The sequence below is a fragment of the Frankia sp. R43 genome, from assembly GCF_001306465.1.
In the GTDB taxonomy this organism is placed as follows: Bacteria; Actinomycetota; Actinomycetes; order Frankiales; family Frankiaceae; genus Parafrankia; species Parafrankia irregularis.
The window spans coordinates 340,314-365,945 of sequence record NZ_LFCW01000004.1; the positions used below are offsets into that span (position 1 = coordinate 340,314).

Genomic DNA, 25,632 nt, shown 5'->3' on the forward strand with positions numbered 1-25,632 from the left:
CCCAGGGCGCGTACGCGGGCCGTCCGGGCTATTCACCCACGGGCGGGGTCTGCGGCGCGAGTTCCACCCAGCGCGGCTCGCGCTTCTCCACGAAGGCCTGCGGGCCTTCCGTCTGGTCGGGATGCCCCCACACGGAGACCAGCTCGTCGGCGCCGTTGCGGCAGGCGTCGGTCAGGCCGCTCTCCAGTGCGCCCCACAGCGCCCGTTTCGTCGCCGCCATCGCGGCCGGCGAGTTGCGCGCGACGGTCTCGGCCAGTTCGCCGGCCCGCTCCCGCAGCCGCTCGGGCTCGACGAGCTCGCTGACCATGCCGAGCTCGTAGGCCCGCTGCGCCGACATCCGCTCGAACCGCCCGACCAGCGCCATCCGCATCACCGGCTCGAACGGCATCTTGCGCAGCAGCGCGATGTTCTCGAACGCCACCACCTGGCCGGCTGACACGTGCGGGTCGAAGAACTGGGCGTCGGTGGACGCGAGAACGATGTCGGCGTCCGCCACGAAGTGGAACCCGCCGCCGGCGCACAGGCCGTTCACGGCGGCGATCACCGGCTTGCGCACCTTCTGGTGCCAGGCGGTGAAGTGCAGGTCCAGCTTCTCGACGGACTCGCGGTAGCGCTCCATGCCCAGCCCGTCGGTGGCGAGCTCGGTCATGTCCACGCCGGTCTGGAACGCCCGCCCCTCACCGGTGTGGACGATCACCTTGACCGCCGGGTCGGCGTCGAGCTCGGTCCACGCCGTGGCGAACTCGTCCCGCATCCGGCTGCTCATCGCGTTCAGCTGGCGCGGCCGGTTGTTGATCAACCAGCCGACCGGCCCGCGACGCTCCACGATCAGGGTCTCGTAGGACGAATAGCTCACCGATGTGCCTCTCTCACGGGCGGTCCGGGCTCGGCCCACCGCGGCTCACGTCGCTCGGCGAAGGCCGCTGGGCCTTCCAGCTGGTCGGGATGGCCCCACATGCCCATCAGCTCGGCCGCGCCGGTGACGCAGGCGTCGGACAGGCCGGACTCCAGCGCACCCCACAGCGCCCGCTTCGTCGCCGCCATCGCGGCCGGCGAGTTGCGGGCGATGGTCTCGGCGAGCTCCTGCGCCCGCTCCCGCAGCCGCTCGGGCGGATCGACGATCTCGCTGATCATGCCTAGCTGGTAGGCGCGGGCGGCACCGATCCGCTCGTGCCGGCCGGCCAGCGCCATCCGGGCGATGGTCTCCGCGGCCATCCGCCGGCTCAGCGCGATCCCCTCGAACGCCGTCGCCTGCCCGACCGACACATGCGGGTCGGTGAACTCGGCGTCGGCGTCGGCGATCACGATGTCGGCGTCGGCGACGAAGTGCAGGCCGCCGCCGGCGCACAGCCCGTTCACCGCGGCGATGACGGGCTTCGCGACCTTCGTGTGCCACGCGGTGATCTTCAGCTCGGCTCGGCGGGTCTGCCGCGAGTGCTCCCGCAGCGCCGCCGGGTCACGGCTCAGCTGGACCACGTCCAGCCCGGTCTGGAAACGCTCACCGGCCCCGGTGTTGACGATGACCCGGACCGCCGGATCCGCGTCCAGCTCGGCCCAGGCCGCCGGCAGCGCCGAGAGCATGGCGGCGTCCATGGCGTTGCCGACCTCGGGCCGGTCGAACACGAGCCAGCCCACCGGCCCGTGCCGCTCCACCAGCAGCCCCGACGACACCCGTCAGCTCCGGGGGACGTCGCGCCAGGGCTTGCCCTGGTACGGGTCGGGCTCGCGGGGCAGGCCGAGCACACGCTCGGCGAGGATGTTCTTGTTCACCTCGGTGGTGCCTCCCTCGATGGTGTTCGCGCGGCTGCGGAGCATGCCCCGCACCTCGTGGATGAGCGACTCCGCGTACTGGGCCGCGACCGCATCGGCATCGGTGCCAGATCCGGCGCCGTTGTCGGCATGCGCGGCACCGGCGGCGGGCGCCGCCTGGACGGCCGGGCTCTCCCAGGCCGCGCCGGACGCCCCGAGGATCTCGACGGCGAGCGCCTGCATGCGCTGGTTGAGCGTGCCCTGCTGCACCTTGCCGATCGAGCTCTCCGGCCCCGGCGCCAGGCCGGCCCGCAGCCGCTGGCGCACCCGCTCGTTCGTCCAGCCCCGGATCCGTTCCTCGGTGTAGAGCTTCACGATCTCCTGGCGCATCACCGGGTCGTCCCAGCCACCCGGCAGGCCCTGCGCGCTGACCTTGCGGGCCAGCCGGATCAGGCTGGCGATACCCGAGCCGCCGATGCGGTCCACACCGCCCGACCCCGCGCCCGACACCATCTGCCGCTCACCGGACAGCGTCGCGCCCGCCACCCGCCAGCCGTCGCCGACCCGGCCGATCCGCTGGCTGTCGGGGACGACGGCCTCGTCCAGGAAGACCTCGCAGAAGTCGACCTCGCCGGTGATGTGCCGCAGCGGTCGGACGTCCACCCCCGGCTGGTGCATGTCCAGCAGGAAGTAGGTGATCCCGGCCCGCTTGGGGACGTCCGGATCGGTGCGGGCCAGCAGCACGCCGTAGTCGGCGCGGAAGCCCCAGGTCGTCCAGACCTTCTGGCCGGTGATGATCCACGAGTCACCCTCGCGGACCGCCCTGGTCGCGAGCGACGCGAGATCGGAGCCGGCGCCGGGCTCGGAGAACAGCTGGCACCAGAACTCCTCGTTGCGCACGATCGGCGGCAGGAACCGCAGCCGCTGCTCCTCGGTGCCGTGCGCGAACAGGGCCGGTGCCGCGTTCGACAGGCCGAGCGGGTTGAGCCGGCCCAGGTTGAACGGACGCAGCTCCGCGTCGACGACGCGGGCGAGGTCGGGCGCCAGGCCCAGCCCGCCGTAGGCCGGCTCCCAGGTGGGCGCGACCAGCCCGGACCGGCCGAACACCGGGTACCAGCGCTCGTACTCGTCCCGCGAGCGCACCAGTCGGATCGCCGCGGCGCCACCGCGGCGCCCGGCCTCCTGCCAGGCGGCCGGGACGTGCTCGGCCACCCACGCCTGGACGGCGGCGCGGACCTGCTCCGCGTCCGGCGACGGCGGGAGCTCCAGCCGCCCGTCCACGCCCGTGGACGTCCGCGGGCCCTCCACCATCTCGTGCTCCTTCACCATCGGAAAATGCTCGGGTGCTCGGGTGTTCAGGTGCCCGGCTGCTCAGGTGCTTGCTGCTCGGGTGCCTGGGTCCGGTCCGTCCGGTGCCTAGCGGCCGCTGAACCGCGGGCGCCGCTTCTCCCGGAAGGCGCCGAGCCCCTCCCGGAAGTCCTCGCTGCGCGATGACAGCTCCAGCGCGAACGCCTCGTTGCGCAGCTGGTCGTCCAGCTCGGCGGTGGCACCGGCGGCCAGCAGCCACTTGGTGAGCCCGACCGCGACCGTCGCGGCCCCCGCGAGCTCCGCCACGATCTCCTCGACGGCGCCGTCCAGGTCGGTGGCCGGGACAGCCCGGTCGACCAGGCCCCACTGCGCCGCGTCCGCGCCGGTGACCTTCTCGCCGAGCAGCAGCATCCGCCGGGCCCGGACCTCCCCGACGCGGCGTTGCAGCAGCCAGCTCAGGCCGCTGTCCGGGGTGAAGCCACGATCCGCGAACGGCGCCCAGAAGGTGGCGTCGGCCGTGGTCACGGTGATGTCCGCGGCGACGGCGAGAGCCAGGCCGATCCCGGCGGCCCAGCCCCGCACCGCGCAGACGACCGGCGTCTGCACCGTCTGCACCAACGGGATGAGCCGGTGGGCTGTGGTCGGCAGCCGCCGCTGGATGCTGCCCGCCCGCGGCCGGACCACCGCACCGCCGTTGCCGCTGGCGCTGCCGTTGGCGCTCGCGCTGCCGCTGGTGCTGCCGTTGGCGCTGGGCTTCGCGTTGCGGGCGATGATGTCCGCGCCGCCGCAGAAATGATCCCCGGCGCCGGACAGCACGATCACCCGCACGGACTCGTCCTGGCCGGCCGCCTCGATCTCGTCGATGAGCTGGCGCATCATGGCGTCGTCGATCGCGTTGCGCTTGTCCGGCCGGTTCAGTCGCAGGCGCAGCACCCCGCCCTCGGCGCTGACCACGAGCCCGTCGGCGGTGCCGCTCATTCGGCGAACCGGTCGATGATGGCGTCGAGCGTCTCGGTGAGAGTGTTCGCGCCGCCGGGCGGGTCGGGCAGGACCACCGGCCCGCGCTCACGGCTGGGCAGCAGGATGGTCGCCGACCCCGGGGTGGTCACGGCGCCGCGCTGGTTCGTCGCGATCAGCTCGACGTCGACGGCGGGGCGGTCACCCTCGGCGAGATAGTGCCGGGTCACCGTCCCGCGCAGCCACTGGGTGTCGCCGACGTAGTTGAACGCCCGGAACTCGCAGCGCAGCTTCCACAGCCAGGCGTCGTCGCCCATCCAGTCCGTGCACAGGTGGATGAGCCAGGTCTCGCGCATCCGGCCGTAGTCGAAGGTGGTCGGGTTGCCGGAGCGCCGGGCGTACTCGGGATCCCAGTGGACGCGCTGCAGCACGTCGGGGATGTTCAGCTCGTCGCGGTGGTAGAAGCCCGGGATCCGCCTGCGGTTCGCCACCGCGAGCCGCAGCGGGACCACGCCGTACAGGCCCATGCCCATGCCGACGTGCCAGCAGACGATGTCGGTGACGGTGAGCGGGCCCTTCACCATGGGGCCGAGCTCATCCCCGACGGCGACGTCCTCCCAGTAGCGCGGCAGCGCCCCGCGGCGGGTCTCGGCGGCGGCGGCCTGCTCGATCTCGGCGATCTGGTCGTCGGTGTAGGGCGCCGGCTCGATCGCGGTGTACTTGCCACGCGCGCGGGCCTTCGAGCGCTCGGTACGGATCATCATCTTGTACTGCCCCGACAGCGGCCCGCCCGCGGCGTCGGCGAAGACCTGACCGGTCCACTCGTGGATGGCCCGCCCGGCGAACTCGCTGACCTTGTCGTGCACGCCGACCAGGGCGTTGCGCCGGCGCACCCGGGTGCCGGGCCGCAACGGAGCCCACCACTCGCGCACGCTGGCGGAGTAGAAGGCGTGGACGCCGCGCAGCGGGTCGCCCTTCATCAGGTCCCGCCGGTCGGCCGGCACCTCGGCGACCTCGTCCTCACCGATCAGCGTGTCCCCGCCGACCAGGGGCGGCGGGGCGATCAGGCCCTGCCAGCGGGTGCCGGCGGCGTAGTCCTCCTCGGCGTAGAGCGGGTTGTCGTCGCCGTAGGCGGTGGCGACGTGCCGGAAGGCGTCCGCGCCGGGCAGGCGGTAGTGCGGCGGCCGCGGGTTCGGCTCGGGAACGCCGATCCGCGCGCGCAGCCGGGCGACGCCCTCGTCGGTGATCACCCCGCGCGGGCGCCGCGGCGCCGGCTCCGGCGGGGCTGCACCGGTTGCGGCGGCGGCCTCGGCGTCGGCCCGGGGCTCACCCCGGGGATCGGCCTGCGGCTCGGATTCGGAGCTGGTACTGGTCGCCATCTGCCAAGACCTCGCACTCACCTGGGCTGCCTCCGTTCGTCGGATCACCGGCTCACCCCGCTGGTACCCGCCGGCCACCGGGACCGGCACAGCGGGAACGGGCCGAGCGCCGCCCGGCAGCCATCCAAGGATGATGGATATTGTATATATCAAGGCTTCGCGTTGCGCGACCATCCGGAACACGGCACGCGAAGGTCGACGGCGGTTCACCGCGAGTCCGCCGGGCCGCCACCCGCCGGGGTCGCCCCGCCCGGTCAGCCCCCGGCAGCCGCCATGGACTCGATCACCGGCACCACGGCCCGCCGCAGGTAGTCGCGCAGCACCGGCTCCGACCCGGTCCGGCTGCTGTCGAACATGAGCAGGGACAGCAGCCAGCGCACGATCGTCTCCACGATCTCGTCCAGATGCTGCTCGAGCCGGGGGTCGTAGTCCACCACCGGCGCGATGATCGGCCTGGCGATCGCCAGCGCCTCCACGGACAGCGCGTCGGTCGCGTCCCACGCCGGGCCGATGCCCATGATCGGCCGCAGCGCCGGCTCCGCGCGGAACTCCCGGCGGACGGCGACCAGCGCCTCGACCGCGAACTCGCCCGCCGTCGTGGCGCGACCGCGCGCGGTGACGGCGACCCGCTCGGCGATCTGCGCGCCGACCCGGCCCAGTGCCGCCGAGACCAACGCCTCGCGGGTGTCGAAGTAGGCGTAGACAGTCGGCCGGGACACCCCCGCGATCGTCGCGACCGCGCTGATCGACGTCCGCTCGACGCCACGGCGGCGGATACACGCCACCGTGGCGTCGAGAATCTTCTCCCGGGCCGGGACGGACCGGTCCACCGGCGACGCGGAGTGGTCGACGGGAACGGGCGCACGGCCGGACCAGGGCGCGCGCCGTGCACCGGCGGCGGCCTGGGTCTCGGTCTTGGATTCGGTCTCGTGCGCGGGTTCCACCCGTCTCCTCCCAGGCTCCGGCGAGCCTATCGCGCGGGGCGCAGCGTCGGGGGGCGCTACTAGGCCGGCGCTCGTCAGCCGGCGTCGGCCGGGTCCGCGGGCTTCGGCTCGGCGGTCAGCAGCGGCGAGTGGGTGTTCGACGGCCACTGCGGCCGGTAGTAGCCGCGGAAGTGCAGTTCGCCACCGCGCAGCTCACGGATCGTCAGGAAGTCGCCCTTGTAGCCGCGGTGGTCGTACGGCGCGAAGGTGATGTAGGCGCCCGGGCCACCGTTCGTGCACGGCATCCACTTGATCTTCTCGAGCCCGAGCCGGACCTCGCTCGGGATGGGGATCATCGCGTTCGCGATGCCGTGGATGCCGGCGCGGGCCGTGTCGTAGCCCAGCGCGACGACGACGTTGCGGGTCACCCGCCCGAACCTCGCCTCGAACCGGCGGACCATCGCCTCGTAGTTCGGGTTCGCGCCGTCCTCACCGAGCTGGTCGACGCCGTGCCAGCCCTCCAGCCCCTCCGCCCAGGCGTTGGAGTTGGAGTAGAACATGAACGCGGTGCCCATGAAGCGGGGCGGGTCCCAGTCCAGGGCCTTGAACGCGGCCGCGAAGTGGAACGTCGAGTAGCCGTAGCCCATGTAGACGATCGCCTCGGCGCCCTGCTCGCGCATCGTCGCCAGCTTCTCCTGGAAGCCGCGCGGGTTCGGCCCGAGGCTGACCTCCTTGACGATCTCCACGCCGACGTTCTGCGCGGCGAGCCGGAAGTAGTCCGAGTAGTGGTCTCCGGAGGAGCCCTTCTCCCAGAAGAAACCGACCTTGGTGTATCCCTGCTGCGCGCACCAGTTGGCGCCCATCACGGACTCGGTCGGGATGTCCCCGTTGGCGACCGTGAAGCAGTAGTCCCCCGCGAACTTCACGCTGCCGGTCCAGCCGATGCAGGCCACGCCGGTGGCGTTGACGACGTCCTGCAGGTTCAGCGAGTTGTCGGAGATCATCGGGCCGAGCACCACCACACAGCCTCGCTCGACCAGGCTCAGGTAGCCTTCGCGGACCTTGCGGTAGTTCTCCCGCGGCAGGCCGCGCGCGTCGACGGTGATGATCTCGACCGGCCGGTCGTAGACCCCCTCGTTCAGCGCGTCCTCGATCGCCAGGATGGTCGAGTCGATCCAGTCCGACAGCAACTGGCCGAGGTCCATGTCGACCAGGATGCCGATCTTGACGGGCTCGAACGGGTCCCCCTGGCCGACCACGCCGCGGGTCGGCGGGTAGACGACGATCGACTCGACCGCCTTCTCCCCGACCTGGCCGCCGCCCTCGTACCAGCGGCCCTGCGGGTCGTTGTAGGTGACCGCGTCCGTCCCGCGCTCCACCGTCGACACCGCCCGGTCGGTCCGGGCGATCCCATGGTCGATCGGCGCCGGGAACATCCGGTGCGCGTACTGCACGGGCTTTTCCTCGCTCATCAGCGCGACTCCTTATTTCCAAGGCCCGCCGCGACGGACCAGATCTTCATAACCGAAAGGGCTCGGACCAGCTCAGGATCGACACAGCAGCAGCTCAGGACCGATGGAGCAAGGTCATCACCTCGGTCACGACAAGCTCGCCGGCCTCGTCGCGGAACTCCGAGCGGACCCGGACGAACGTCCGGCGCCGGTCGTCGCGACCGGTCTTCACCTGGACGTCCTCGACAACACCGGTGAGGGTCAGGACGGCGCCGACGAGAACCGGCGCGTGGTAGGTGAACTCCTGCTCCGCGTGCAGGATCAGCCCACCGCCCGCGCGCAGCTCGCCGATCAGCTCGGTGAGATCCACCGCGCCCGGCGGCTGCTCCGGGCTCAGCTCCTCGTAGGCGGCGAGCAGGCGGGCGGCGAAGGTGAACGTGGGGGGCGCGGGAATGCCGGCGAAGCCGGCCTCGGCCGCCGCGTCCGGGCGCCGGTAGACGGGCGAGGTGTCGGTGACCGCGGTGGCGAACGCGGACACCTGCCCGCGTTCCACCACGACCGTGGACGACCGCAGCGCGCGGCCGGTCACATCAGGTGCACTCATGATCAGAACTCCCGGGGAAGGCGAGACGCGGTTCAGGCGGGCCGGAACACCGGCAGGGTGACCTCGCCGACGTCGGAGAAGTCGACCTTGAGGCGCATGCCGATGGTCAGGTCGGCCTCGGTCACGCCGACGATGGTGGTCTCCATCCGCGGTCCCTCGTCGAGGTCGACGATGGCCGCGAGGTAGGGAACCCGGTCCCGGAAGGGCGGGAGGTCGTTGGCATGGACCTGCGACCAGGTGTAGAGCGTCGCGGTGCCGGCGGCCTGCTCCCAGCTGACGTCCTCGCTCCAGCAGGTCGGGCAGAACGGCCGCGGGTACAGGTGCGCCCGCCCGCAGCCGCCGCACCGGCGCACCAGCAGCTCGCCGCGGCGCGCCGCCTCCCACCACGGCGCGGTCTCCGCCTCGATCGTCGGCAGGTCGTATCGTGCTCCGCCGCTCATGCCGACCGCCGCCGCGGTGCCGCGACCGCCGAACCGGTGAGGACGACCGCACCCTTCTCGGTGACCACCCGGCAGTCGAGCTCGACGAGGTGGGTGGCCTCGTCCTTGCCGCGCACCGTGATCTCGGTGGTCAGGATGTCGTCCGGCCAGGCCTGCTCGGTGAAGCGGACCTTGTAGCCGCGCAGGTTCCCGATGCCGACGAAGTCGGTGAGCGCGGTGGCCAGGAAGCCCGCGGTGAACATCCCGTGGCCGAACACCGAGCGCATGCCCGCGGCCTGGGCCTTCACCTCGTCGTGGTGCATCGGGTTGAAGTCGTGCGACGCACCCGCGTACCGCACCAGGTCGGTGCGGGTGAGCCGATGGCTGCGCGCCGGTGCCTGTTCACCCTCCCCGAGATCCTCGAAGAAGACTCCACCTTCGTCCATGTGCTCTCCTGACGGCGCTCCACCGGCCCCGGCACGGATCAGGCCCGGCCCGACGAGCGGAAGATTGGATAGTAAATACAGTCTGGCGGACCGGCCGGCTACCGGCGCGGGATCACGAGCGCGTCGACCGCGACGACACCCCGGCCGGCCGGCCGCACCATGATCGGGTTGATGTCGAGCTCGGAGATCTGATCGCCGAGGTCGACGGCGAGAGCCTGCAGACACATGATCGTCTCGACGAGCGCGTCGATGTCGCCAGCCGGGCGGCCGCGCGCGCCCCGTAGCAGCCGCACGCCCCGGGTGGACTCGATGACCGCCCGGGCCCGGTCCGCGTCGAACGGCGGCACCGCGAAGGCGACATCGGCGAACACCTCGGTGAACACACCACCGAGCCCGAAGGTGATCGTCGGGCCGAACGGCGGCTGGTGCGACAGGCCCAGAATCACCTCGGCGACCGCGTCGGTCACCATCTCGGCGACGACGACCCCGTCGATCCGGGCGTCCGGGGCCGCCGAGCGGGCGGTGGACGTCAGCCGGGTGTAGGTCGCCCGCACCTCGTCGGCGTCCCCGACACCCACGGCCACCAGGCCCAGGTCGGACTTGTGCGCGATGTCGGCGGAGGCGATCTTCAGCACCACCGGGAAGCCCAGCTCCGTCGCGGTCGCGACCGCCTCGTCCGGGGAGGTGGTGAGCCGCTCCGTCACCACCGGGATGCCGTAGGCCGCCAGCAGCTGCTTGGAGTCGACCTCGTTGAGCGCGCCGGAGCGGGTCGCCAGCAGCGCCCGCGCCCGTGTGGTGGCCCCCGCGGACGCCCGCGGCACGCTGCCCTCGGCCTCCGCGGTGAACGGACTGCGGTACTCACGGACCAGCCGGGAGAACCGCCCGAGCTCGCCGAGCCCGCGCACCGCGGCGCCGAACGAGTGGAACAGCGGCACACCGGCCGCGCACAGCGCGCGGTACGCGTCGTCGTCGCGGATCGGCGACGTCCAGGCGGCGACCACCGGCTTGCCCTGCCCGGCCTGCGCGCGCTCGTGCAACGCGATCAGGTCGCGGGCCAGCGCGTCGCTCATGCCCGGGAACACGCCGGTGATCGGCGCGAACAGCACGTCCACGTTCGGGTCGTCGAGCATGATCTCGAGTACCCGGCGATTCTCCGGACGCGCGGTGATCACACCGCCGGAGTCGACCGGGTTGTCGCGCTTGAGGTACCAGGGGATGTACTCGCCGAGGGCGGCGACCGTCTCGGGCGTGAAGTGCGGCACCGGCACGCCCGCCAGGCCACACAGGTCGGCGACGTGCGACGCGGTGCCACCGGACATCGCGTAGACGGCGACCCCACCGGCCCCCGGGAGCAGGCCGGCGTGGCAGAACAGGCCGGAGATCTCGATGACCTCGTCGATGTCGTCGACCCGGATCACGCCGTACTGCTCGAACACCGCGTCGTGCACGGCATCCGGCCCGGTCAGGTGGCCGGTGTGGGCGGCGGCCATGGCCCGGCCCTCCTCGCTGCGCCCGACCTTGATCGCGACGATGGGGATGCCGGCCCGCACACAGGCGTCGGCGGCCAGCATGAACGCGCGCCCGTCCTGGAAGCCCTCGACGTAGGTCGCGATCGCGCCGACGCCGGGCCGGGTGGCGAGATGGCCGGCGACGTCGGCCCATTCGATGTCGGTCTCGTTGCCCAGCGTCGCCCACATCTCGATGCCGATCCCGAGCACCTGGCCCTGGGTGATCGGCCGCCCCTGGTAGCCGGACTGCGTGATGATCGCGAGCTTGCGTCCAGGTAAACCCTGCTTCCAGGGCTCGAAGATGTTGAGGTTGGTGTTGGGGCCGATGATGCGGGTGGAGCCCGCGGCCAGCTCACGCAGCCGGGCCTCGGCCGCGTCGCCCTCGGCGGTGCCGAGCTCGGAGAAGCCGGCGGAGAAGACGATGACGAAGCCGGCCCCGCGGGCCACCGCCTCCTCGACGGCCGGCAGCGGGTCACGGACGAGCACGACCACCACGTCCGGGTCCGCGGGCAGCTCGGCGACGGACGGATAGGCCCGAACGCCGAGGATGTCGTTCTTCTTCGGGTGCACCGGGACGACGTCGGCGCCGAGCGCGCCGAGGCGCTCGCGGACCTGTGTCCACTGGGCCCGCTGCGGGCTACCCTCGGTGTCGGTCGCGCCGACGACGGCGACGACCCGCGGCGAGAACAGCCGCGACCAGTCGATCTGCCGCAGCGCCGGCGCCGCGGGCGAGGCCGAGTCCACGTCTGGTTCCGGCAAGGCCGACCTCCTCGAATCCGCACTCGAACGCTGCGGCCAGACCGTCTGACCTGCGACAGTTGGCTATCGATATCATATACATTATCCTCTCTGCAGCCGAGGCGATTCCTTGTTTCGCCGGCCCGGCACAGGCAGCAGCAGGCGAACCGGTCGACATGGCGAGGCGATCTTGACAGATCAGATGACGCATGACCTGACGCAGGCACCGGCCCAGGAGCCGGTCGACGAGACGTCGGTGGCCCGGATCCCGCGGCTCATCGACATGGACGCACATGTGGTCGAGCCTCCCGACGTGTGGAGCTCCCGGCTTCCGCAGCGCTACCGCGAGGCCGGCCCGCACGTCGTCCACGCACCGGCCGGCGAGGTGAAGCTGGTCGGGTCGAGCTACATCGAGGCACCCGGCACCGAGGGCCCGGACGTGGCCTGGTGGGTCTACGAAGGCCGCCACACCAGCCTCAAGCGCTACATCGCGGCCGCCGGCGTCCCGGCCGACGAGGTGACCATGGACGGCATCACCTTCGACGAGATGCGCCCCGGCTGCTGGAAGGTTCCCGACCGGCTGGCCGACATGGACCTCAACGGGGTCGAGGCACAGCTCAGCTTCCCGAACTACCCGCGGTTCTGCGGCCAGATGTTCCTGTGGGGCAAGGACAAGGAGCTGGCGCTGCTGTCCGTCCAGGCCTACAACGACTGGATGGTCGAGGAGTGGTGCGGCACCTCGGGCGGCCGGCTCATCCCGCTGTGCATCGTGCCGCTGTGGGACGTCGACCTGGCCGTCGCCGAGGTGCGCCGCAACGCCGCCCGCGGGGTGCGAGCCGTCGCGTTCAGTGAGCTGCCCGCCTACCTGGACCTGCCCAGCCTGCACTCCCGGTACTGGGACCCGTTCTTCGCCGCCTGCGCCGAGACCGGCACGGTCGTGTCGATGCACATCGGCTCGGGCACGAAGACCCCGCAGACCTCGGCGGACGCACCCGAGGCCGTCGCGGCCACCATCCTGTTCGGCAACAGCGCGGCCAGCCTGGTCGACTTCCTGTTCTCCGGGGTGCTGCACCGCCACCCGGCGCTGAAGCTGATGTACGCCGAGGCGCAGATCGGCTGGATCCCCTACGTGCTCGACCGCGCCGACGACGTCTGGCTCACCCACCGCGGCTGGGCGCACGGCCAGCAGAACTGCCCCGAGCCGCCGTCGACGTACTACCGCCGGCAGGTCTACAGCTGCTTCTTCAAGGACCCGGTCGGTGTCGGCCTGCTCGACCGGATCGGCATCGACAACGTGGTCTTCGAGACCGACTACCCGCACCAGGACGGCACCTGGCCGCGGTCCCGTGCCGCCGCGGCGAGCCAGTTCGGTCACCTGTCGGCGACCGACATTCACAAGATCGCGCGGGGGAACGCGGCCGGCCTGCTCGGGCTGACCATTCCCGGGCCCGAGACCGCCGGCGGTACCCGCCCATGAGGCTGGTCGACCTGCTCGAACCACGGCCGGACGACGAGACCACACCCGCTGTCTTCGTCGAAGAGCAGGTGGTCACCCGGGCGGCGCTGCGCACCGGCTCGGACGCGTTGGCCGAGCGCCTGCGCGCGGTCGGGGTGCGACCGGGCCACCCGGTCGCGGTGATGCTGCCGAACACCGCCGAGGTGGTCGCCGCGATGTTCGGCGTGTGGTCGGCCGAGGCGGTGTACGTGCCGCTCAACCCGCGCAGCTCCGACGCGGAGATCGGCCACCTGGTGGATGCCGTCCAGCCGGCGGCCGTCGTCACCCTGGCACCCTGGGCCGAGCGGCTCCAGGACACCACCCGGCCGGTGATCGTGGCCGTCGACGACGAGGCCGCCGGATCGATCGGATGGCGTAACGAGACGGGCACGCTCCAGGCTCCGGACGTGCCGGCCCACGACGCCGACATCGCGCTCGTGCAGTTCACCTCCGGCACGACCGGGCGGCCCAAGCCCGTTCTGCTGCGGCACTCCGGCTACCTGGCGCTGCTGGAACCGGTGCTGCGCAAGCTGGTCGGCGACGCCGCGGCCGGCGACCTCGCGCGGCGCAAGGCGCCGATGCCGAACCTCATCCCGACGTCGATGTCGCTGTCGGCCGGCATCTACAACGTACTGTTCGCGTTCCGGGTCGGGGCGCCGGTCGTGATCATGCCGACGTTCACGACGGCGGCCTTCGCCGCGGCCGTGGCCCGGCACGGGATCCGCTCGACGGTGCTCCCGCCGGCGGCGATGAACATGCTGACCGACGACCCGGCGATCACCTCGCTGGCGCCGCTGCGCTACGTGCGGGGCATCACCGCCCCGCTGTCCCCGCTGCGGGCCCGGATGTTCCGGGACCGCTTCGGCGTCATGGTGCTCAACTGCTACGGCCAGACCGAGATCGGCGGGGAGATCATCGGCTGGAACGCCGCCGACTCCCGCGAGTTCGGCGAGTCCAAGCTCGGTTCGATCGGCCGCCCCCACGCCGGTGTCACCCCGCGGATCGTCGGGGCGGACGGTGCCGAGCTTCCCGTCGACGAGCCCGGTGAGCTGCATGTCCGCACCCCCGCGGTGTCGGCCGGCTACGCCGACGGCTCGGCGCTGGGCGACCGGCTCACCGCCGACGGCTGGTTCCGCACCGGTGACATCGCCCGCATCGACCCGGACGGCTTCATCTGGATCGAGGGCCGGGTCTCCGACATGATCAACCGCGGCGGGCTCAAGGTCTTCCCCGGCGAGGTCGAGGAGGTGCTGCGCCTGGTCCCGGAGGTCGCCGACTGCGCGGTCGTCGGCGTGCCCGACGACCGGCTCGGCGAAGTGCCCTGGGCCTTCGTCGTGCCCCGCCCCGGCGCGGCGTTGGACCCCGACGCGCTGCGCGCCGCCGCCCGCGAGCGGCTCCTGCCCTACAAGGTCCCCGTCCGGTTCGTGCCGCTGGACGAGCTCCCCCGCACCGAGGTCGGCAAGGTCAGAGCGGGCGACCTGGTGCGCGCCGCCGAACAGGTGGCGGCCGAGACGACCGTCGACGCCGTCGCGCACCAGACCTGAGCTCCCCGGCTGGCATGGCCTCCGTGGTCCCACGCGGTTCCGCCGTTCTCAGCACCGTGTAGGTCAGTGATCGAACAGCCAGCCGCGGGCGGCGCGGGCGCCGGCCGCCGCGATCGTGGACGAGAAGGGAACCCGGGACCGGATCAGCCGTCCGGCCCGGCGTTCCACGGCCGGCGTGGTGGAAGCCCGGCCGACCGGCTGAGACCGGACGCCACCGAGACACGAATCAGCGGGTCAGCGCCGGCAGCACCTCCGCCAGCAGCCGGCGGCGGGTCTGCGGCGCACGGGCACAGGGCACCAGGACGAGGTGCTCGGCGCCGGCATCGACGAACGCGCGCAGCCGTGCGGTCACCTGCTCCGCCGTGCCGACGCAGGCGACGCGCTGCAGCATGGCCGAGAAGTCGCCCCGATACGTGCCGCCGAGGAACTGTTCCGCCTCCGCTCGGGCCTGCGCCTCGTCGTCGTCCAGGCTGACGAAGACGTACGCGTACCAGCCGAAGTCGCGCAGATCGCGGCCGGCGCGTTCGGCCTGGGCCCGGATCTCGGCCACCGAGGCCGCGTAACGCTCCGGCGAGTACAGGTAGGGCATCCATCCGTCGCCGAGCTGGGCCGCGCGGCGCATCGCCGGGTCACGGCGGCCGGTCACCACGATCGGCGGACCACCCGGCTGGGCGGGAGCGGGGTGGATCCGCACCTGGTCGTGACGGTGGTGGCGGCCGGCATGCGTGACCGGTTCAGCGGTCCAGAAGGCACGCAACAGCCCGATCGCCTCGTTGGCGCGGCTGCCACGCTCCTCGCGCGGAACCCCGCAGGCATCGAAGTCGGACGGGTACTCCCCGCCGACTCCCACTCCGACCGTGAGCCGCCCGGCCGATGCCTCGTCCAGGTCGGCGAGCTGCTTGGCAAGCAGGCCAGGCGGATACAGCGGCAGGATCAGGGTGGCGGTGCCGATGCGGACGGTGCGGGTCTGCTCGACCAGCCTCGCCAGCCAGACCAGGGGCTCCCGAGTCGGGTTCAGCGACGCGACATGCCCACCCACCCACAGCGAATGCGCGCCCAGGGCCTCCAGCTCCGCGACCTCCTCTCGGGACGTCGGCGCCAGAAACCCCATCCGGACAGGTTCGGCCATCCTGCGGATCACCTCATCTCATGACCACGGTCATTCTCCGTTGGCGCACATCCGCTCGCGAACGGGCTGGAACGCGTCGCCCGTCGGGTTCACCTGCACGAACGCGTAGCACTCCAGCAGGACATCGGAGTTGTTCCTCATGTTCACCGGGCTGACCAGGCCGCCGGCGTCGTAGCCGGTGAGATCGCGCAGGGCGCTGACGACACCGGCGCGGGTCGGGCAGGCACCGGCCCTCTCCAGCCCCTGCAGGAACAGGTCGGTGTAGATGTAGGCGTTCATCGAGTACTCCTGCTCGGCCCGGACGGCCTGCGGAGCGAAGCGGCTCATCGCCTCGCGATAGCGGTCGATGGCGGGACCGCCGGCCTCGAACGGCCGGAAGTAGACGGGAAACGACACACCGGCGAGCGCCGGCCCGAGCCTGGCCAGCCGCGCATGGTCGTACCCGCTCAGCGCGACGGTGACCACGAGGCGTGGCACGGTGGTTCGGATGGCGGGCAGGATCTCGGCGAGGTCCTCCGCCGTGGTCAGGCCGACGATGGAGTCCGCACCCAGGGCGGCGATCTTGTGGGCGATCTGCGCGGGGCTGTCGGCCAGGCGTGCGTAGGAGACCGCTCCCACCACCTTCAGTCCCACCGACTGCAGCGCCTGGGTGTAGCGATCGGCGGCTCCGGTGGTGTTGCCCGCGATCCCGGAGAGCACGAGGGCGACTTTCCTACCTGAACTGGCCTGGATGTAACGCCCGATCGTCACCGGTGACGCGTCATAGGCGTAGGAGAACATGTTCGGGTGCTCGGCCCAGTCCGGGCTCCCGGGCAGGCCCACGACGGGCACATCCTGCTCGGTGAGCGCGTCCGTCGACTCCTCGAGTGCCGTGGTGACGGTCACCAGGCCGATCACCTGTCTCGACCCGACGAGTTCCCTGGTCACCAGCGCGTTGCGGCTCTGCAGGTCCTCGTCGTCGCGCCACTCGTAGACGACCTGACGGCCGTGCACGCCACCCTCGGCGTTGGCCAGGCCCAGCCTCGCCTCCACCCCGGACCGGGCCGGGGAGAAGACGTCACCGGACGGGCCGGAGTCGGAGAGGACGAGCCCGAGCCGCACCTGGGTGCTGGTCACCCCGGGACTGGTGCAGGCGTTCGCCTCGACGCCGCCTGATCCGGACCCCGAACACCCCGCGGCGGCGGCGAGGACCAGCACGGAGGCCGACCCCAGCGACATCCGTCGCAGCAGACGATCGCGTACCCGGGTACCGCGCGGCGGGGGCGACGACTCGTCGGGTGGGGCGCATCGACGCGAAGGCTGACTCACACCAAATCACTCCACACGTCCCATGGTGAAACACAAGAGGGCGAGTGTCTCACCTCCACGAGAAGTCCCGGCGACAGGGTTGCCGACGCCACCCCTTCACGCATGTCTTCATTCGATGACATCATGCGATGACAAACCTGCTTCAGACGTTGGGACGCTACGTGCACGCGAAGCCGAACCCCGCCCGACCAGCACGAACCGACCGCACACGCCGCGACGAGCGGTCCGGAGCCCACCAGCAGCCGGGTGCGGTCGCCGCGCACACCCACCCCCGTCCCGGCCTGCTGCTCGGGGTCCTCATCTACTGCGGACTCGTGATCGCGGTCATCGGCACGCTGGGCACACCACTGATCCCGCTGATCGCGGACGCCCAGCACGTGTCGCTTTCCGACGCCCAGTGGTTGCTCACCCTGACCCTGCTGACCGGCGCGGCCTCCACTCCCCTGCTCGGCCGGCTCGGCGACGGGCCGCACCGGCGCACCGTGCTGCTCGCCGGGCTCGGCACCGTCGCGGCGGGCTCCCTCCTCGCCGCCACCGCGAACGGATTCACGCAGCTTCTGGTCGGGCGCGGCCTCATGGGCGTCGGCGTGGGCCTGATGCCGCTGGCGCTGGCGATCGCGCGCGACCTGCTGCCACCGCGCCAGCTGGCCGCGGGCATCGGCGCACTGTCGATCACGGTCGCGACCGGCGCGGGCCTCGGCTACCCGCTCAGCGGGCTGATCGCGGAATCGTTCGACTACCACGCCGGGTTCTGGGTGGCGGCCGTGCTCACGGCGGCAGCGATGGCCGCGGTGCTCGCCGTCGTGCCGGGCAGGGCGAGCACCCGAGCCGCCCGCGGGCCGGTCGACCTGGTGGGCGCGCTGCTGTTCGCCGCCGGGCTCAGCCCGCTGCTGGTCGCGCTGAGCGAGGGCGAATCGTGGGGCTGGACGTCGCCGCGGATCATCGCGCTGTTCGGCGCCGGAATCGTCTGCCTGGTTGCGTGGATCATGCTGGAGCTGCACAGCGCGCATCCGCTGGTCGAGCTGAAGTACCTTGCCGCCCGGCCGGTCCTCATCGCCGACGTCTGCGCGATTCTCGCCGGGTTCGGCATGTTCAACGCGATGACCTTGATCAACCGGCTCGCGCAGGCCCCGACGTCGACCGGCTACGGGTTCGGCGCGTCACCGGCCGTGCTCGGCCTGGTGATCCTGCCGCTGGCGGTCGGGACGGTGCTGGCCAGCCGGTGGTCACGTTGGCTGGGCCCACGCACCGGCGGCGGCCGTGGCCTGCTGCTGGTCGGCCTGTTCGCGGTCGCCCTCGCCGAGTTCGGCCTGGCCGTCCGGCACGACCATCTCGTCGAGCTGGGCGGGGCCACCTTCCTGTTCGGAGTGGGTATCGGGCTCGCCTTCGCGGCCATGCCCGGCCTCATCATCGGCTCCGTACCGCCGCATGAGACGGGCAGCGCCACCAGCTTCAACCAGGTGCTGCGCACCGTCGGCGGCTCGGTCGGCAGCGCGCTCGGAGCGGCGATGCTCGCCGCCCATACCCCAGCTGGTGCCACCGAACCCAGCAACAGCGGCTACACGGTGGCGTTCGTCATCGCCGGCGGCGTCGGCGTGCTGGCGATGCTCGCCGCACTGGCTCTGCCCAGCTCACCGCGCGCCGGCGAGCCCGCGGTGCCCGCCTCCCGGCAGGCGGAGCTGGAGACTCTGCAGGAGGAGGCAGCGGACGCCGCCGCCTCCGGACTCGTCATGGCCGATGATGTCGAACCATGAACACCACCCGACGGCGCGACGCGGCGCGTAGCCGTCAGGCTCTGCTGGCCGCGGCGGCCGATCTGTTCGCCGAACGTGGCTACGCGGGCACCGCCATCCGGTCGGTCGGGGATCGGGCGGGCGTCGACCCGGCCCTGATCGCCCGCTACTTCGGCGGCAAGGAGGGGCTGTACCAGGCCGTCCTGGCGGCCGATCCGCTCCTTGGCCAGAGCTCCGGGGATCATCCGGGCCCGCCAGCCCCCCCGTCCCCGGCGCAGTCGGGGAATGGCACCAGCGAATCCGCCGCGGGATCCGTCGCCCAGGCCGGCGACACCGCGACCAGCACGACTGGGACCGTTGGCACAGTCGGTACGGCTGGCACGACCCGAACCACCAGCGCAGTCGGCATGGCTGGCGCGGCTGGCTCCGCGAGGCCGAACGATGGGGAGCCGGTGGAGCCCCTGGCCGCGGTCAGCGCTCTGGTGGACCGAGCGATCACCAGGTGGACGTCCACCGGCGTGAGCGCCGCCGCCCAGAACGTGTTCCGACGCGAGGTGGACGCCGCCGCGCGCGAGGCGACCCGCGAACGGCTCGACACCGTGCTCCTGCCCCTGCGCGACACGATCACCGGCCCCGATCCGGAGCTTGCGGCCGAGCTCGCGGTGGCGCTGCTGTTCGGCGTCGGCGTCGCCAGGGACGCCGGCACCCTCCCCCGGCTGTCCACCGCCTCCGCCGACGAGCTGCGCGAACCCCTGATCGCCGTGCTCGCCACCGCCCTCGGCCTCACGGACGCCCCGCAGGCGTAACTGCCGCGTCACGACTCAGATGACGAGTCCGCTGCGAGCGCTGGAGGCGCTTATGCCTGCGGATATCCTCGGGGACCAGGGCTGTATATTTTATCCATCCAGTGACGCCCATCCTACGGCCGGCCCCGTTCCAACGGCCAGTGGCCGATGACGGGCTCGTCACCGGGCGGCGCCACCCGAGGGCCTGATGCGGGGCGGGCGGGCGGCGCCCGCCTCGACCATCGGCGTAGTGAGGCACACATGCGTCCAGCTCTGCCGTTCGTTCATCCAGCACCGTCGTTCGTTCGCCGGGCGGCGGGCCACCGTGCGGATCTCGGCCGGCCAGCACACATCCAGCGGGTGCGCTGGCTGGTACTCGTGGTGCTGTGCGCGAACCTCGCGCTGATCGCGCTGGACGCCACGATCCTGAACGTGGCGTTACCGACCCTGCGTGCCCCCGGCGCCGATGGTGGTCTTTCCGCTTCAGTGCGCCAGCTTCAATGGATCAACGAGGGCTACATCATCGTCTTCGCCGGGCTCCTGCTGACCACCGGCAGCCTTGGCGACCGCTTCGGAAGGGCACGCCTTCTCACCTGCGGCCTCGCCGCCTTCGCCGCGGGCTCGCTGCTGTCGGCGCTGGCCTCGTCACCTGACCAGCTGGTCGCGGGCCGGTGCGTGATGGGTCTCGGTGCCGCGCTCATCATGCCCGCCACGCTGTCGATCCTGTCGAACGTCTTCACCGACGACCGGGAACGCCGGGTGGCGGTCGGAATCTGGTCGGGGGTCTCGGCGATCGGCTCGGTGAGCGGGCCGATCGTCGGCGGGCTCCTGCTGTCCCGCTTCTGGTGGGGGTCGGTCTTCCTGGTCAACCTGCCGATCGTCGCCGTGGTCCTGGCGCTGGTGTTTCTGTACGTCCCCGAATCGCGGGACCCGTCGGCCCGACGGCTGGATCCCCTCGGAGCCGCGCTCTCGATACTCACCCTGGTCGCCCTGCTCTTCGCGATCATCGAGGCACCGACCCACGGCTGGCTCTCCCCCGCCGTCCTCGCCGCCTTCGCTGTCAGCGCCGTACTTCTCATCGCGTTCATAGCCTGGGAATTCCGCACCGGAGCTCCCATGCTCGATCTGGGCTTCTTCCGCGACCCGCGGTTCAGCGTCGCGAGCCTCGCGATCGCGTTGACATTCTTCGGCATGTACGGGACGTCGTTCATCCTGACGCAGTACCTGCAGGAGGTTCTCGGCCTCACCCCGCTCGGTGCCGGCACGCTGGTGGCACCGCAGGCCGTCGTCTTCTTCCTGGTCGCCACCCGGGTCGCGACGCCGCTGGCCGAGCGGGCCGGCGCCCGCGCGGTCATCACCGCCGGTCTCGGCGCACTCTCCGTCTTCTTCGCCGCGCTCGCGCTCTGCGACAGCGGGACGTCACTCGGCGTCGTCGTCGCGATCACCTGCGGGGTGGGGGTGGGAATGGGACTGACCCTCGGCCCGGCGACCTCGTCGATCATGTCGTCCGTGCCCCGCGAGCGGGCCGGCGTCGGTTCGGCGATGAACGACACCACCCGGCAGGTCGGCGGCGCGCTCGGCGTCGCGGTGCTCGGTACGATTCTCAGCAGCCGCCCGACGGACGACGAGTCGGTGACGACCGTGGCGAGCACACCTTCGCTGAGCGGCCTGCACGCCGCCGCCCTCACCGCCGGCATCGTCGTCGCCTGCGCGATCCCCCTGGTGGCGCGCTACCTGCCCGCCCGCCAACGAGCTCATCCAAGGACACACCTGATGAGGGACGCACATGGCCAGTCCTCCGCGGAATAGCAAGAACGCCAGGGTCGCCCTGGTCACGGGGGCGTCCTCGGGCATCGGCGCGGCCGTCGCCGAAGCTCTGGTCAGGCGGGGATTGCGCGTTGTCGGCACCAGCCGTGACCCGGCGGCGGTCGGCAGCCCGCCCGCGGGGGTGGAGCTCATCGCGCTCGACCTCACCGACGAGGCGTCCATCGAGCGCTGCGCCGCCGCGGTGGGGCGGGTCGACGTCCTGGTGAACAATGCGGGCGAAAGCCAGAGCGGCCCGTTGGAGGAGCTTCCGATCGAGGCGGTCAGGCGCCTCTTCGAGCTCAACGTCTTCGGCGCCATCCGGCTGACCCAGCTCGTGCTCCCCGGCATGCGTGAACGCGGCTCCGGCTGTGTGATCATGATCGGTTCGATGCTCGCGAGCTTCCCGCTGGCGTACCGCTCGTCCTATGTGGCATCCAAGGCGGCCATCAAGGGATTCGCGAACGCCGCCCGCCGCGAGGTCGCCCCCTACGGGGTCAGGATCAGCACGGTCGAACCGGGCTCGATCAACACCGGGATCAGCCAGCGGCGCACCCAGTACCTGGCCGCGGGCTCCCCCTTCACGGCGGAGTACCACACGATGCTCGCCGCCCTCGACGCGAACGAGGCGGGCGGGATCTCGGCCGCCGAGGTCGCCCGCACCGTGCTCCGGGCGATCGAGGCGCGCCATCCCAGGCCGCTCTACGCGGTCGGCAGCAACGCCGGGCTGGTTTTCGCGCTGCGTCGCCTGCTGCCCCGTGCCGTGGTCGAGAAGGCCGTCGCCCGCCGCCACGGCCTACGCTGACCCCGCCGTACACGGCCTACGTCCGCTGACGTCAGCTCAGCCTGTTCGGGAGGCAACATGTCCGGGTCCCGGCCCGTTCTGCTCGTCATGGACTTCCAGCACGGCATCGTCGAGCGCCTGGGCGCGGCGGGTGCACCGCCCGTGCTCGAGGCCGCCGGGCGCGCGGTCGGTGCCGCCCGGGACCGGGGGATTCCGGTCATCTTCGTCCGGGTCGCCTTCCGCGCCGGTTTTCCCGAGATCGCCGAAACCAATGCGAGATTCGACACGCTGCGCCGGGCTGGCGGCGCGCCGGTCGAGGACCAGCCCGCCGCCCAGATCCACACCTCGCTCGCACCCGGGCCCGACGAGCCGGTCGTCACCAAGCGCCGGGTGAGTGCGTTCAGCGGAAGCGACCTCGACGTACTGCTGCGCGCCACCAAGGCCGACACACTGGTCCTGGCCGGCATTTCCACCAGCGGCGTGGTCCTCTCCACCGTGCGCCAGGCCGCCGACCTCGACTACCGGCTGGTCGTCCTCCCCGATGCCTGCGCAGACCCCGACCCGCAGATGCACGGCTTCCTGACCGAGAAGGTCTTCCCCCCGCAGGCCCTGGTCACCACGGTCGACGACTGGGCCCGCACCGGCTGACGACCACCCGCGCCAGGCGTTCTCCAGCATTATTAGCCTTCGACGCCACCAGAGAGGGAAGCGATGTCGCGACTGTGCCAGACCGAGGGACTCACCGAGGACCAGATCGAGATCCTGAAGACCGTGCGGACCTTCGTGGACGAGCAGATCATCCCGGTCGCCCAGGAGCTGGAGCACGCGGACGAGTACCCGCAGGAGATCGTCGACGGGCTCAAGGAGCTCGGCGTGTTCGGGCTGATGATCCCCGAGGAGTACGGCGGCCTGGGTGAGTCGCTGCTGACCTACGCGCTGTGCGTGGAGGAGATCGCGCGCGGCTGGATGAGCGTGTCGGGCGTGATCAACACCCACTTCATCATGGCCTACATGCTCATGCAGCACGGCACCCCGGAGCAGAAGAAGAAGTACCTCCCGCGGATGGCGACCGGCGAGGTCCGCGGCGCCTTCTCGATGTCCGAGCCGGGCCTGGGCTCCGACGTGTCGGCGGTCTCGACCAAGGCGACGAAGCAGGCCGACGGGTCGTACTCGATCACGGGCCAGAAGATGTGGCTGACCAACGGCGCCACCTCGACGCTGGTGGCGTTGCTGTGCAAGACCGACGAGGGCGCGGAGTCGGTCTACAAGAACATGACGACGTTCCTCCTCGAGAAGGAGGCCGGGTTCGGCGAGACCGCGCAGGGCGTCACCGTGCCCGGCAAGATCGACAAGATGGGCTACAAGGGCGTCGAGACCACCGAGCTCCTCCTGGATGGCCACCAGATCGCGGCCGAGCAGATCCTGGGCGGGGAGCCCGGCAAGGGCTTCTTCCACGTGATGGACGGGGTCGAGGTCGGCCGGGTCAACGTGGCCGCCCGGGCCTGCGGCCTGGCCTGGCGCGGTTTCGAGCTGGCCGTCGCCTACGCCCAGCAGCGCAGGACGTTCGGCAAGGTCATCGCCGACCATCAGGCGGTGTTGTTCCGGATCGCGGACATGGCGACCAAGGTCGAGACCGCGCACACGATGATGGTGCGGGCCGCCCGGCTGAAGGAGACCGGCCGGCGCATGGACGTCGAGGCCGGGATGGCGAAGATGGTGGCCTCGGAGTACGCCAACGAGGTCGTCGAGGACTCCTTCCGGATCCACGGCGGCTACGGCTACTCCAAGGAGTACGAGATCGAGCGTCTCATGCGCGAGGTCAAGTTCATGCTCATCGGCGAGGGCACCAGCGACATCCAGAAGATGATCATCGGTCGTGCCCTGCTCAAGGACTACCAGCTCCGCTGAGCGGACGGCGGGCCGTCTCCCACGGCTCGGCGAACCCGTCGCGCCTCAGTAGACCCATCTGTAGGCCGCTGCCACCGCGGCGGGTTCGGCGTCCGCCATCCGGGCCGCCTCGCCGCGGCGGACCGCGACGATCGCCTCGGTCAGGGTCGGGCCGAGGCAGGCCTGCAGGTCGGGGCGGCGGGCGAACTCGTCCAGCGCGTGCGTCATCGTGGTCGGAAGGCGGCGGATCTCGTCGCGGGCCAGTTCTTCGTGGCTCAGGCAGGCAGGGTCGACGGTGACCTCCGCCGGCAGCTTCAGGCCTCGGGTCAGGCCGTCGCGGGCGGCGAACAGCAGCCCCGCCAGCAGCAGATACGGATTGGCCGCGAGATCGGCGCACTTCACCTCGATGTTCGCCGCGTCGGCCTGCTGCCCGATGCTCCCGCGGACCAGGCGGAGCGCGGCCTCCCGGTTCTCATAGCCCCAACAGCCGTAGGCGCCCGACCAGCGGGTGGGGCCCAGGCGCAGAAAGCTGGACGGGCTCGGCGTGGCGAGAACGGCCAGCGCCGGCAATGCCTCGAGAACACCCGCGGCCATTCCTTCCCCCGCGCCGGTCAGGCCGTACCTGCCGCTTCCGCCGGCGAACAGGTTGACCCCGTCGCGCCAGGCCGAGAGGTGGACATGCCCGCCGTTGCCGACCTCACCGGCCACCACCGACGGAGCGAAGGAAACACGCAGCGCATGCCGGCCGGCGATGGCCCGGACAGTCTGCCGGACGACGACGCTGCGATCCGCGGCGCGCACCGGGTCGAGTGCTCCCACCGACAGTTCGAACTGCCCCGGTGCATATTCCGGGTGCAGCTGGTGCACTTCTGTTCCCTGCGTGGCGAGGGCGGCCAACAGGTCCTCGGTGAACGCGGTCATCTCGATCATCCGCGTCATTCCGTACGCGGGTCCGCCACAGGCGGGGACGAATTCGTCGGCCGGCGTGTCGCCGCGGGCCAGCACGAACTCGATCTCGATGGCGGCCTGGAAGTCCAGGCCTTCGTCCTGCAGGCGGGACTGGAGGTGCCGCAGCAGCGTTCGGCTGCACCCGGGATGAACGGAGCCGCCCTGCTCGATCCGGTCGAGGGGGGCCCACGCCCATCCCGGCTGGCCTGCCAGCGCGGTGAGCTGGCCGAGGTCCGGATAGAGCCGGAGATCCCCGACCGGTCCACCAAGGCGATCCGCCGGCGGGATCGACCCGTCCGCGAGCATGATGTCGAAGATCGGGGACATGCCGACACCCCACCTCGCCGCCGCTGCCAGCGCGGCCGTGGCAACCCCTTTCACCCGGGTTATTCCCGCGGTGTCGACATAGCAGAAGGCGATCCCTTTCACGCCGGCACCGGCCAGCCGGGCGGACAGTTCTTCGGCGAGTTCGACGTCGCCGGGGCGGCCGCCGGGAACCGGATCGGCCAGCCCACCCGGACCCCCAGATTCCGACCGCACATCGCCTCCAGCCCAGGTCATGGCGCGAATCCAAATTTCGCATCCCGCGGCTGACACGAGGCGGCGACGGGATCGGGTGATCCTACCGTGACGGCGAGTGTTCTTTGCCTGCTCCGAACCATGTCCCGGCCGGACCCGACTGCCGGCAGACCGCCGTGCCCGATTTCTGGACAGATGGTGGGCAGTCTCGGCCT

The 25,632-nt window shown here is 71.6% G+C and carries 22 protein-coding genes; 8 read left to right on the plus strand and 14 right to left on the minus strand.

Annotation, left to right across the window (positions count from 1 at the left end; translation table 11 throughout):
• Nucleotides 1–28 precede the first annotated feature (28 nt).
• The 11 genes from ACG83_RS18845 to ACG83_RS18895 all read right to left on the minus strand — a co-directional run bounded on the left by ACG83_RS18845 (nucleotide 29) and on the right by ACG83_RS18895 (nucleotide 11,503).
• Nucleotides 29–856 carry an enoyl-CoA hydratase/isomerase family protein gene (locus ACG83_RS18845; RefSeq protein WP_054567532.1) on the minus strand — a complete coding sequence of 276 codons (828 nt, stop codon included), beginning with the start codon at nucleotides 854–856 and terminating at the stop codon, nucleotides 29–31.
• On the minus strand, nucleotides 853–1,671 hold the full coding sequence (locus ACG83_RS18850) for an enoyl-CoA hydratase/isomerase family protein (protein ID WP_054567533.1): 819 nt from the start codon (nucleotides 1,669–1,671) through the stop codon (nucleotides 853–855). Before ACG83_RS18850 ends, ACG83_RS18845 begins: the two co-directional genes overlap by 4 nt.
• A 3-nt stretch (nucleotides 1,672–1,674) precedes the next feature.
• Nucleotides 1,675–3,060 (minus strand): acyl-CoA dehydrogenase family protein, encoded by a 1,386-nt coding sequence (locus ACG83_RS18855; RefSeq protein WP_200931340.1) that lies wholly within the window; start codon nucleotides 3,058–3,060, stop codon nucleotides 1,675–1,677.
• A gap of 105 nt (nucleotides 3,061–3,165) precedes the next feature.
• Nucleotides 3,166–4,035 carry an enoyl-CoA hydratase/isomerase family protein gene (locus tag ACG83_RS18860; RefSeq protein WP_054567534.1) on the minus strand — a complete coding sequence of 290 codons (870 nt, stop codon included), beginning with the start codon at nucleotides 4,033–4,035 and terminating at the stop codon, nucleotides 3,166–3,168.
• Entirely contained in the window at nucleotides 4,032–5,393 is a 1,362-nt protein-coding gene (locus ACG83_RS18865) for a MaoC family dehydratase N-terminal domain-containing protein (RefSeq protein ID WP_200931341.1), read from the minus strand. Before ACG83_RS18865 ends, ACG83_RS18860 begins: the two co-directional genes overlap by 4 nt.
• 254 nt (nucleotides 5,394–5,647) lie before the next feature.
• Nucleotides 5,648–6,337: a TetR/AcrR family transcriptional regulator gene (locus ACG83_RS18870; RefSeq protein ID WP_054567535.1), complete on the minus strand. Its 690-nt coding sequence runs from the start codon at nucleotides 6,335–6,337 to the stop codon at nucleotides 5,648–5,650.
• Between the two features lie 74 nt (nucleotides 6,338–6,411).
• Nucleotides 6,412–7,788: an ABC transporter substrate-binding protein gene (locus ACG83_RS18875; protein ID WP_054567536.1), complete on the minus strand. Its 1,377-nt coding sequence runs from the start codon at nucleotides 7,786–7,788 to the stop codon at nucleotides 6,412–6,414.
• Between the two features lie 94 nt (nucleotides 7,789–7,882).
• On the minus strand, nucleotides 7,883–8,371 hold the full coding sequence (locus ACG83_RS18880) for a MaoC family dehydratase N-terminal domain-containing protein (RefSeq protein WP_054567537.1): 489 nt from the start codon (nucleotides 8,369–8,371) through the stop codon (nucleotides 7,883–7,885).
• A 32-nt stretch (nucleotides 8,372–8,403) separates the two neighbouring features.
• Entirely contained in the window at nucleotides 8,404–8,811 is a 408-nt protein-coding gene (locus ACG83_RS18885) for a Zn-ribbon domain-containing OB-fold protein (protein ID WP_054567538.1), read from the minus strand.
• Complete coding sequence (locus ACG83_RS18890) at nucleotides 8,808–9,236, minus strand: MaoC/PaaZ C-terminal domain-containing protein (protein ID WP_054567539.1); 429 nt, start codon at nucleotides 9,234–9,236, stop codon at nucleotides 8,808–8,810. The genes ACG83_RS18885 and ACG83_RS18890 overlap by 4 nt, the downstream gene beginning before the upstream one ends.
• Before the next feature lie 98 nt (nucleotides 9,237–9,334).
• The gene (locus tag ACG83_RS18895; RefSeq protein WP_054567540.1) at nucleotides 9,335–11,503 is read right to left on the minus strand and encodes an acetate--CoA ligase family protein; all 2,169 of its coding nucleotides are present in this window, start codon (nucleotides 11,501–11,503) and stop codon (nucleotides 9,335–9,337) included.
• Between the two features lie 181 nt (nucleotides 11,504–11,684).
• On the opposite strand from ACG83_RS18895, the gene ACG83_RS18900 reads away from it, so the two are divergent.
• Together ACG83_RS18900 and ACG83_RS18905 are read left to right on the plus strand one after the other, a co-directional pair.
• Nucleotides 11,685–12,959, plus strand: coding sequence for an amidohydrolase family protein (locus tag ACG83_RS18900; protein ID WP_054567541.1), 1,275 nt, complete (start codon nucleotides 11,685–11,687; stop codon nucleotides 12,957–12,959).
• Complete coding sequence (locus ACG83_RS18905; RefSeq protein WP_054567542.1) at nucleotides 12,956–14,521, plus strand: class I adenylate-forming enzyme family protein; 1,566 nt, start codon at nucleotides 12,956–12,958, stop codon at nucleotides 14,519–14,521. The genes ACG83_RS18900 and ACG83_RS18905 overlap by 4 nt, the downstream gene beginning before the upstream one ends.
• 226 nt (nucleotides 14,522–14,747) lie before the next feature.
• Here the strand turns inward: ACG83_RS18905 and ACG83_RS18910 are convergent, their stop codons facing one another.
• On the minus strand, nucleotides 14,748–15,650 hold the full coding sequence (locus tag ACG83_RS18910) for an LLM class flavin-dependent oxidoreductase (protein ID WP_054567543.1): 903 nt from the start codon (nucleotides 15,648–15,650) through the stop codon (nucleotides 14,748–14,750).
• Between the two features lie 30 nt (nucleotides 15,651–15,680).
• Nucleotides 15,681–16,958: an ABC transporter substrate-binding protein gene (locus ACG83_RS18915; protein WP_083473365.1), complete on the minus strand. Its 1,278-nt coding sequence runs from the start codon at nucleotides 16,956–16,958 to the stop codon at nucleotides 15,681–15,683.
• Nucleotides 16,959–17,086: 128 nt separating this feature from the next.
• On the opposite strand from ACG83_RS18915, the gene ACG83_RS18920 reads away from it, so the two are divergent.
• The 6 genes from ACG83_RS18920 (at nucleotide 17,087) to ACG83_RS18945 (ending at nucleotide 23,971) form a co-directional block, all read left to right on the plus strand.
• On the plus strand, nucleotides 17,087–18,712 hold the full coding sequence (locus ACG83_RS18920; RefSeq protein WP_235498012.1) for an MFS transporter: 1,626 nt from the start codon (nucleotides 17,087–17,089) through the stop codon (nucleotides 18,710–18,712).
• A complete protein-coding gene (locus tag ACG83_RS18925; protein WP_054567545.1) occupies nucleotides 18,709–19,497 on the plus strand; it encodes a helix-turn-helix domain-containing protein in 789 nt (262 codons plus the stop codon). Before ACG83_RS18920 ends, ACG83_RS18925 begins: the two co-directional genes overlap by 4 nt.
• 240 nt (nucleotides 19,498–19,737) lie before the next feature.
• The gene (locus ACG83_RS18930; RefSeq protein ID WP_161934773.1) at nucleotides 19,738–21,285 is read left to right on the plus strand and encodes an MFS transporter; all 1,548 of its coding nucleotides are present in this window, start codon (nucleotides 19,738–19,740) and stop codon (nucleotides 21,283–21,285) included.
• Complete coding sequence (locus tag ACG83_RS18935) at nucleotides 21,263–22,084, plus strand: SDR family oxidoreductase (protein WP_054567547.1); 822 nt, start codon at nucleotides 21,263–21,265, stop codon at nucleotides 22,082–22,084. The genes ACG83_RS18930 and ACG83_RS18935 overlap by 23 nt, the downstream gene beginning before the upstream one ends.
• Before the next feature lie 57 nt (nucleotides 22,085–22,141).
• Entirely contained in the window at nucleotides 22,142–22,711 is a 570-nt protein-coding gene (locus tag ACG83_RS18940; RefSeq protein ID WP_054567548.1) for a cysteine hydrolase family protein, read from the plus strand.
• Nucleotides 22,712–22,774: 63 nt separating this feature from the next.
• Nucleotides 22,775–23,971: an acyl-CoA dehydrogenase family protein gene (locus ACG83_RS18945; RefSeq protein ID WP_054567549.1), complete on the plus strand. Its 1,197-nt coding sequence runs from the start codon at nucleotides 22,775–22,777 to the stop codon at nucleotides 23,969–23,971.
• A 45-nt stretch (nucleotides 23,972–24,016) separates the two neighbouring features.
• Here the strand turns inward: ACG83_RS18945 and ACG83_RS18950 are convergent, their stop codons facing one another.
• A complete protein-coding gene (locus ACG83_RS18950) occupies nucleotides 24,017–25,438 on the minus strand; it encodes a glutamine synthetase family protein (RefSeq protein WP_235498013.1) in 1,422 nt (473 codons plus the stop codon).
• Between the last annotated feature and the right edge of the window lie 194 nt (nucleotides 25,439–25,632).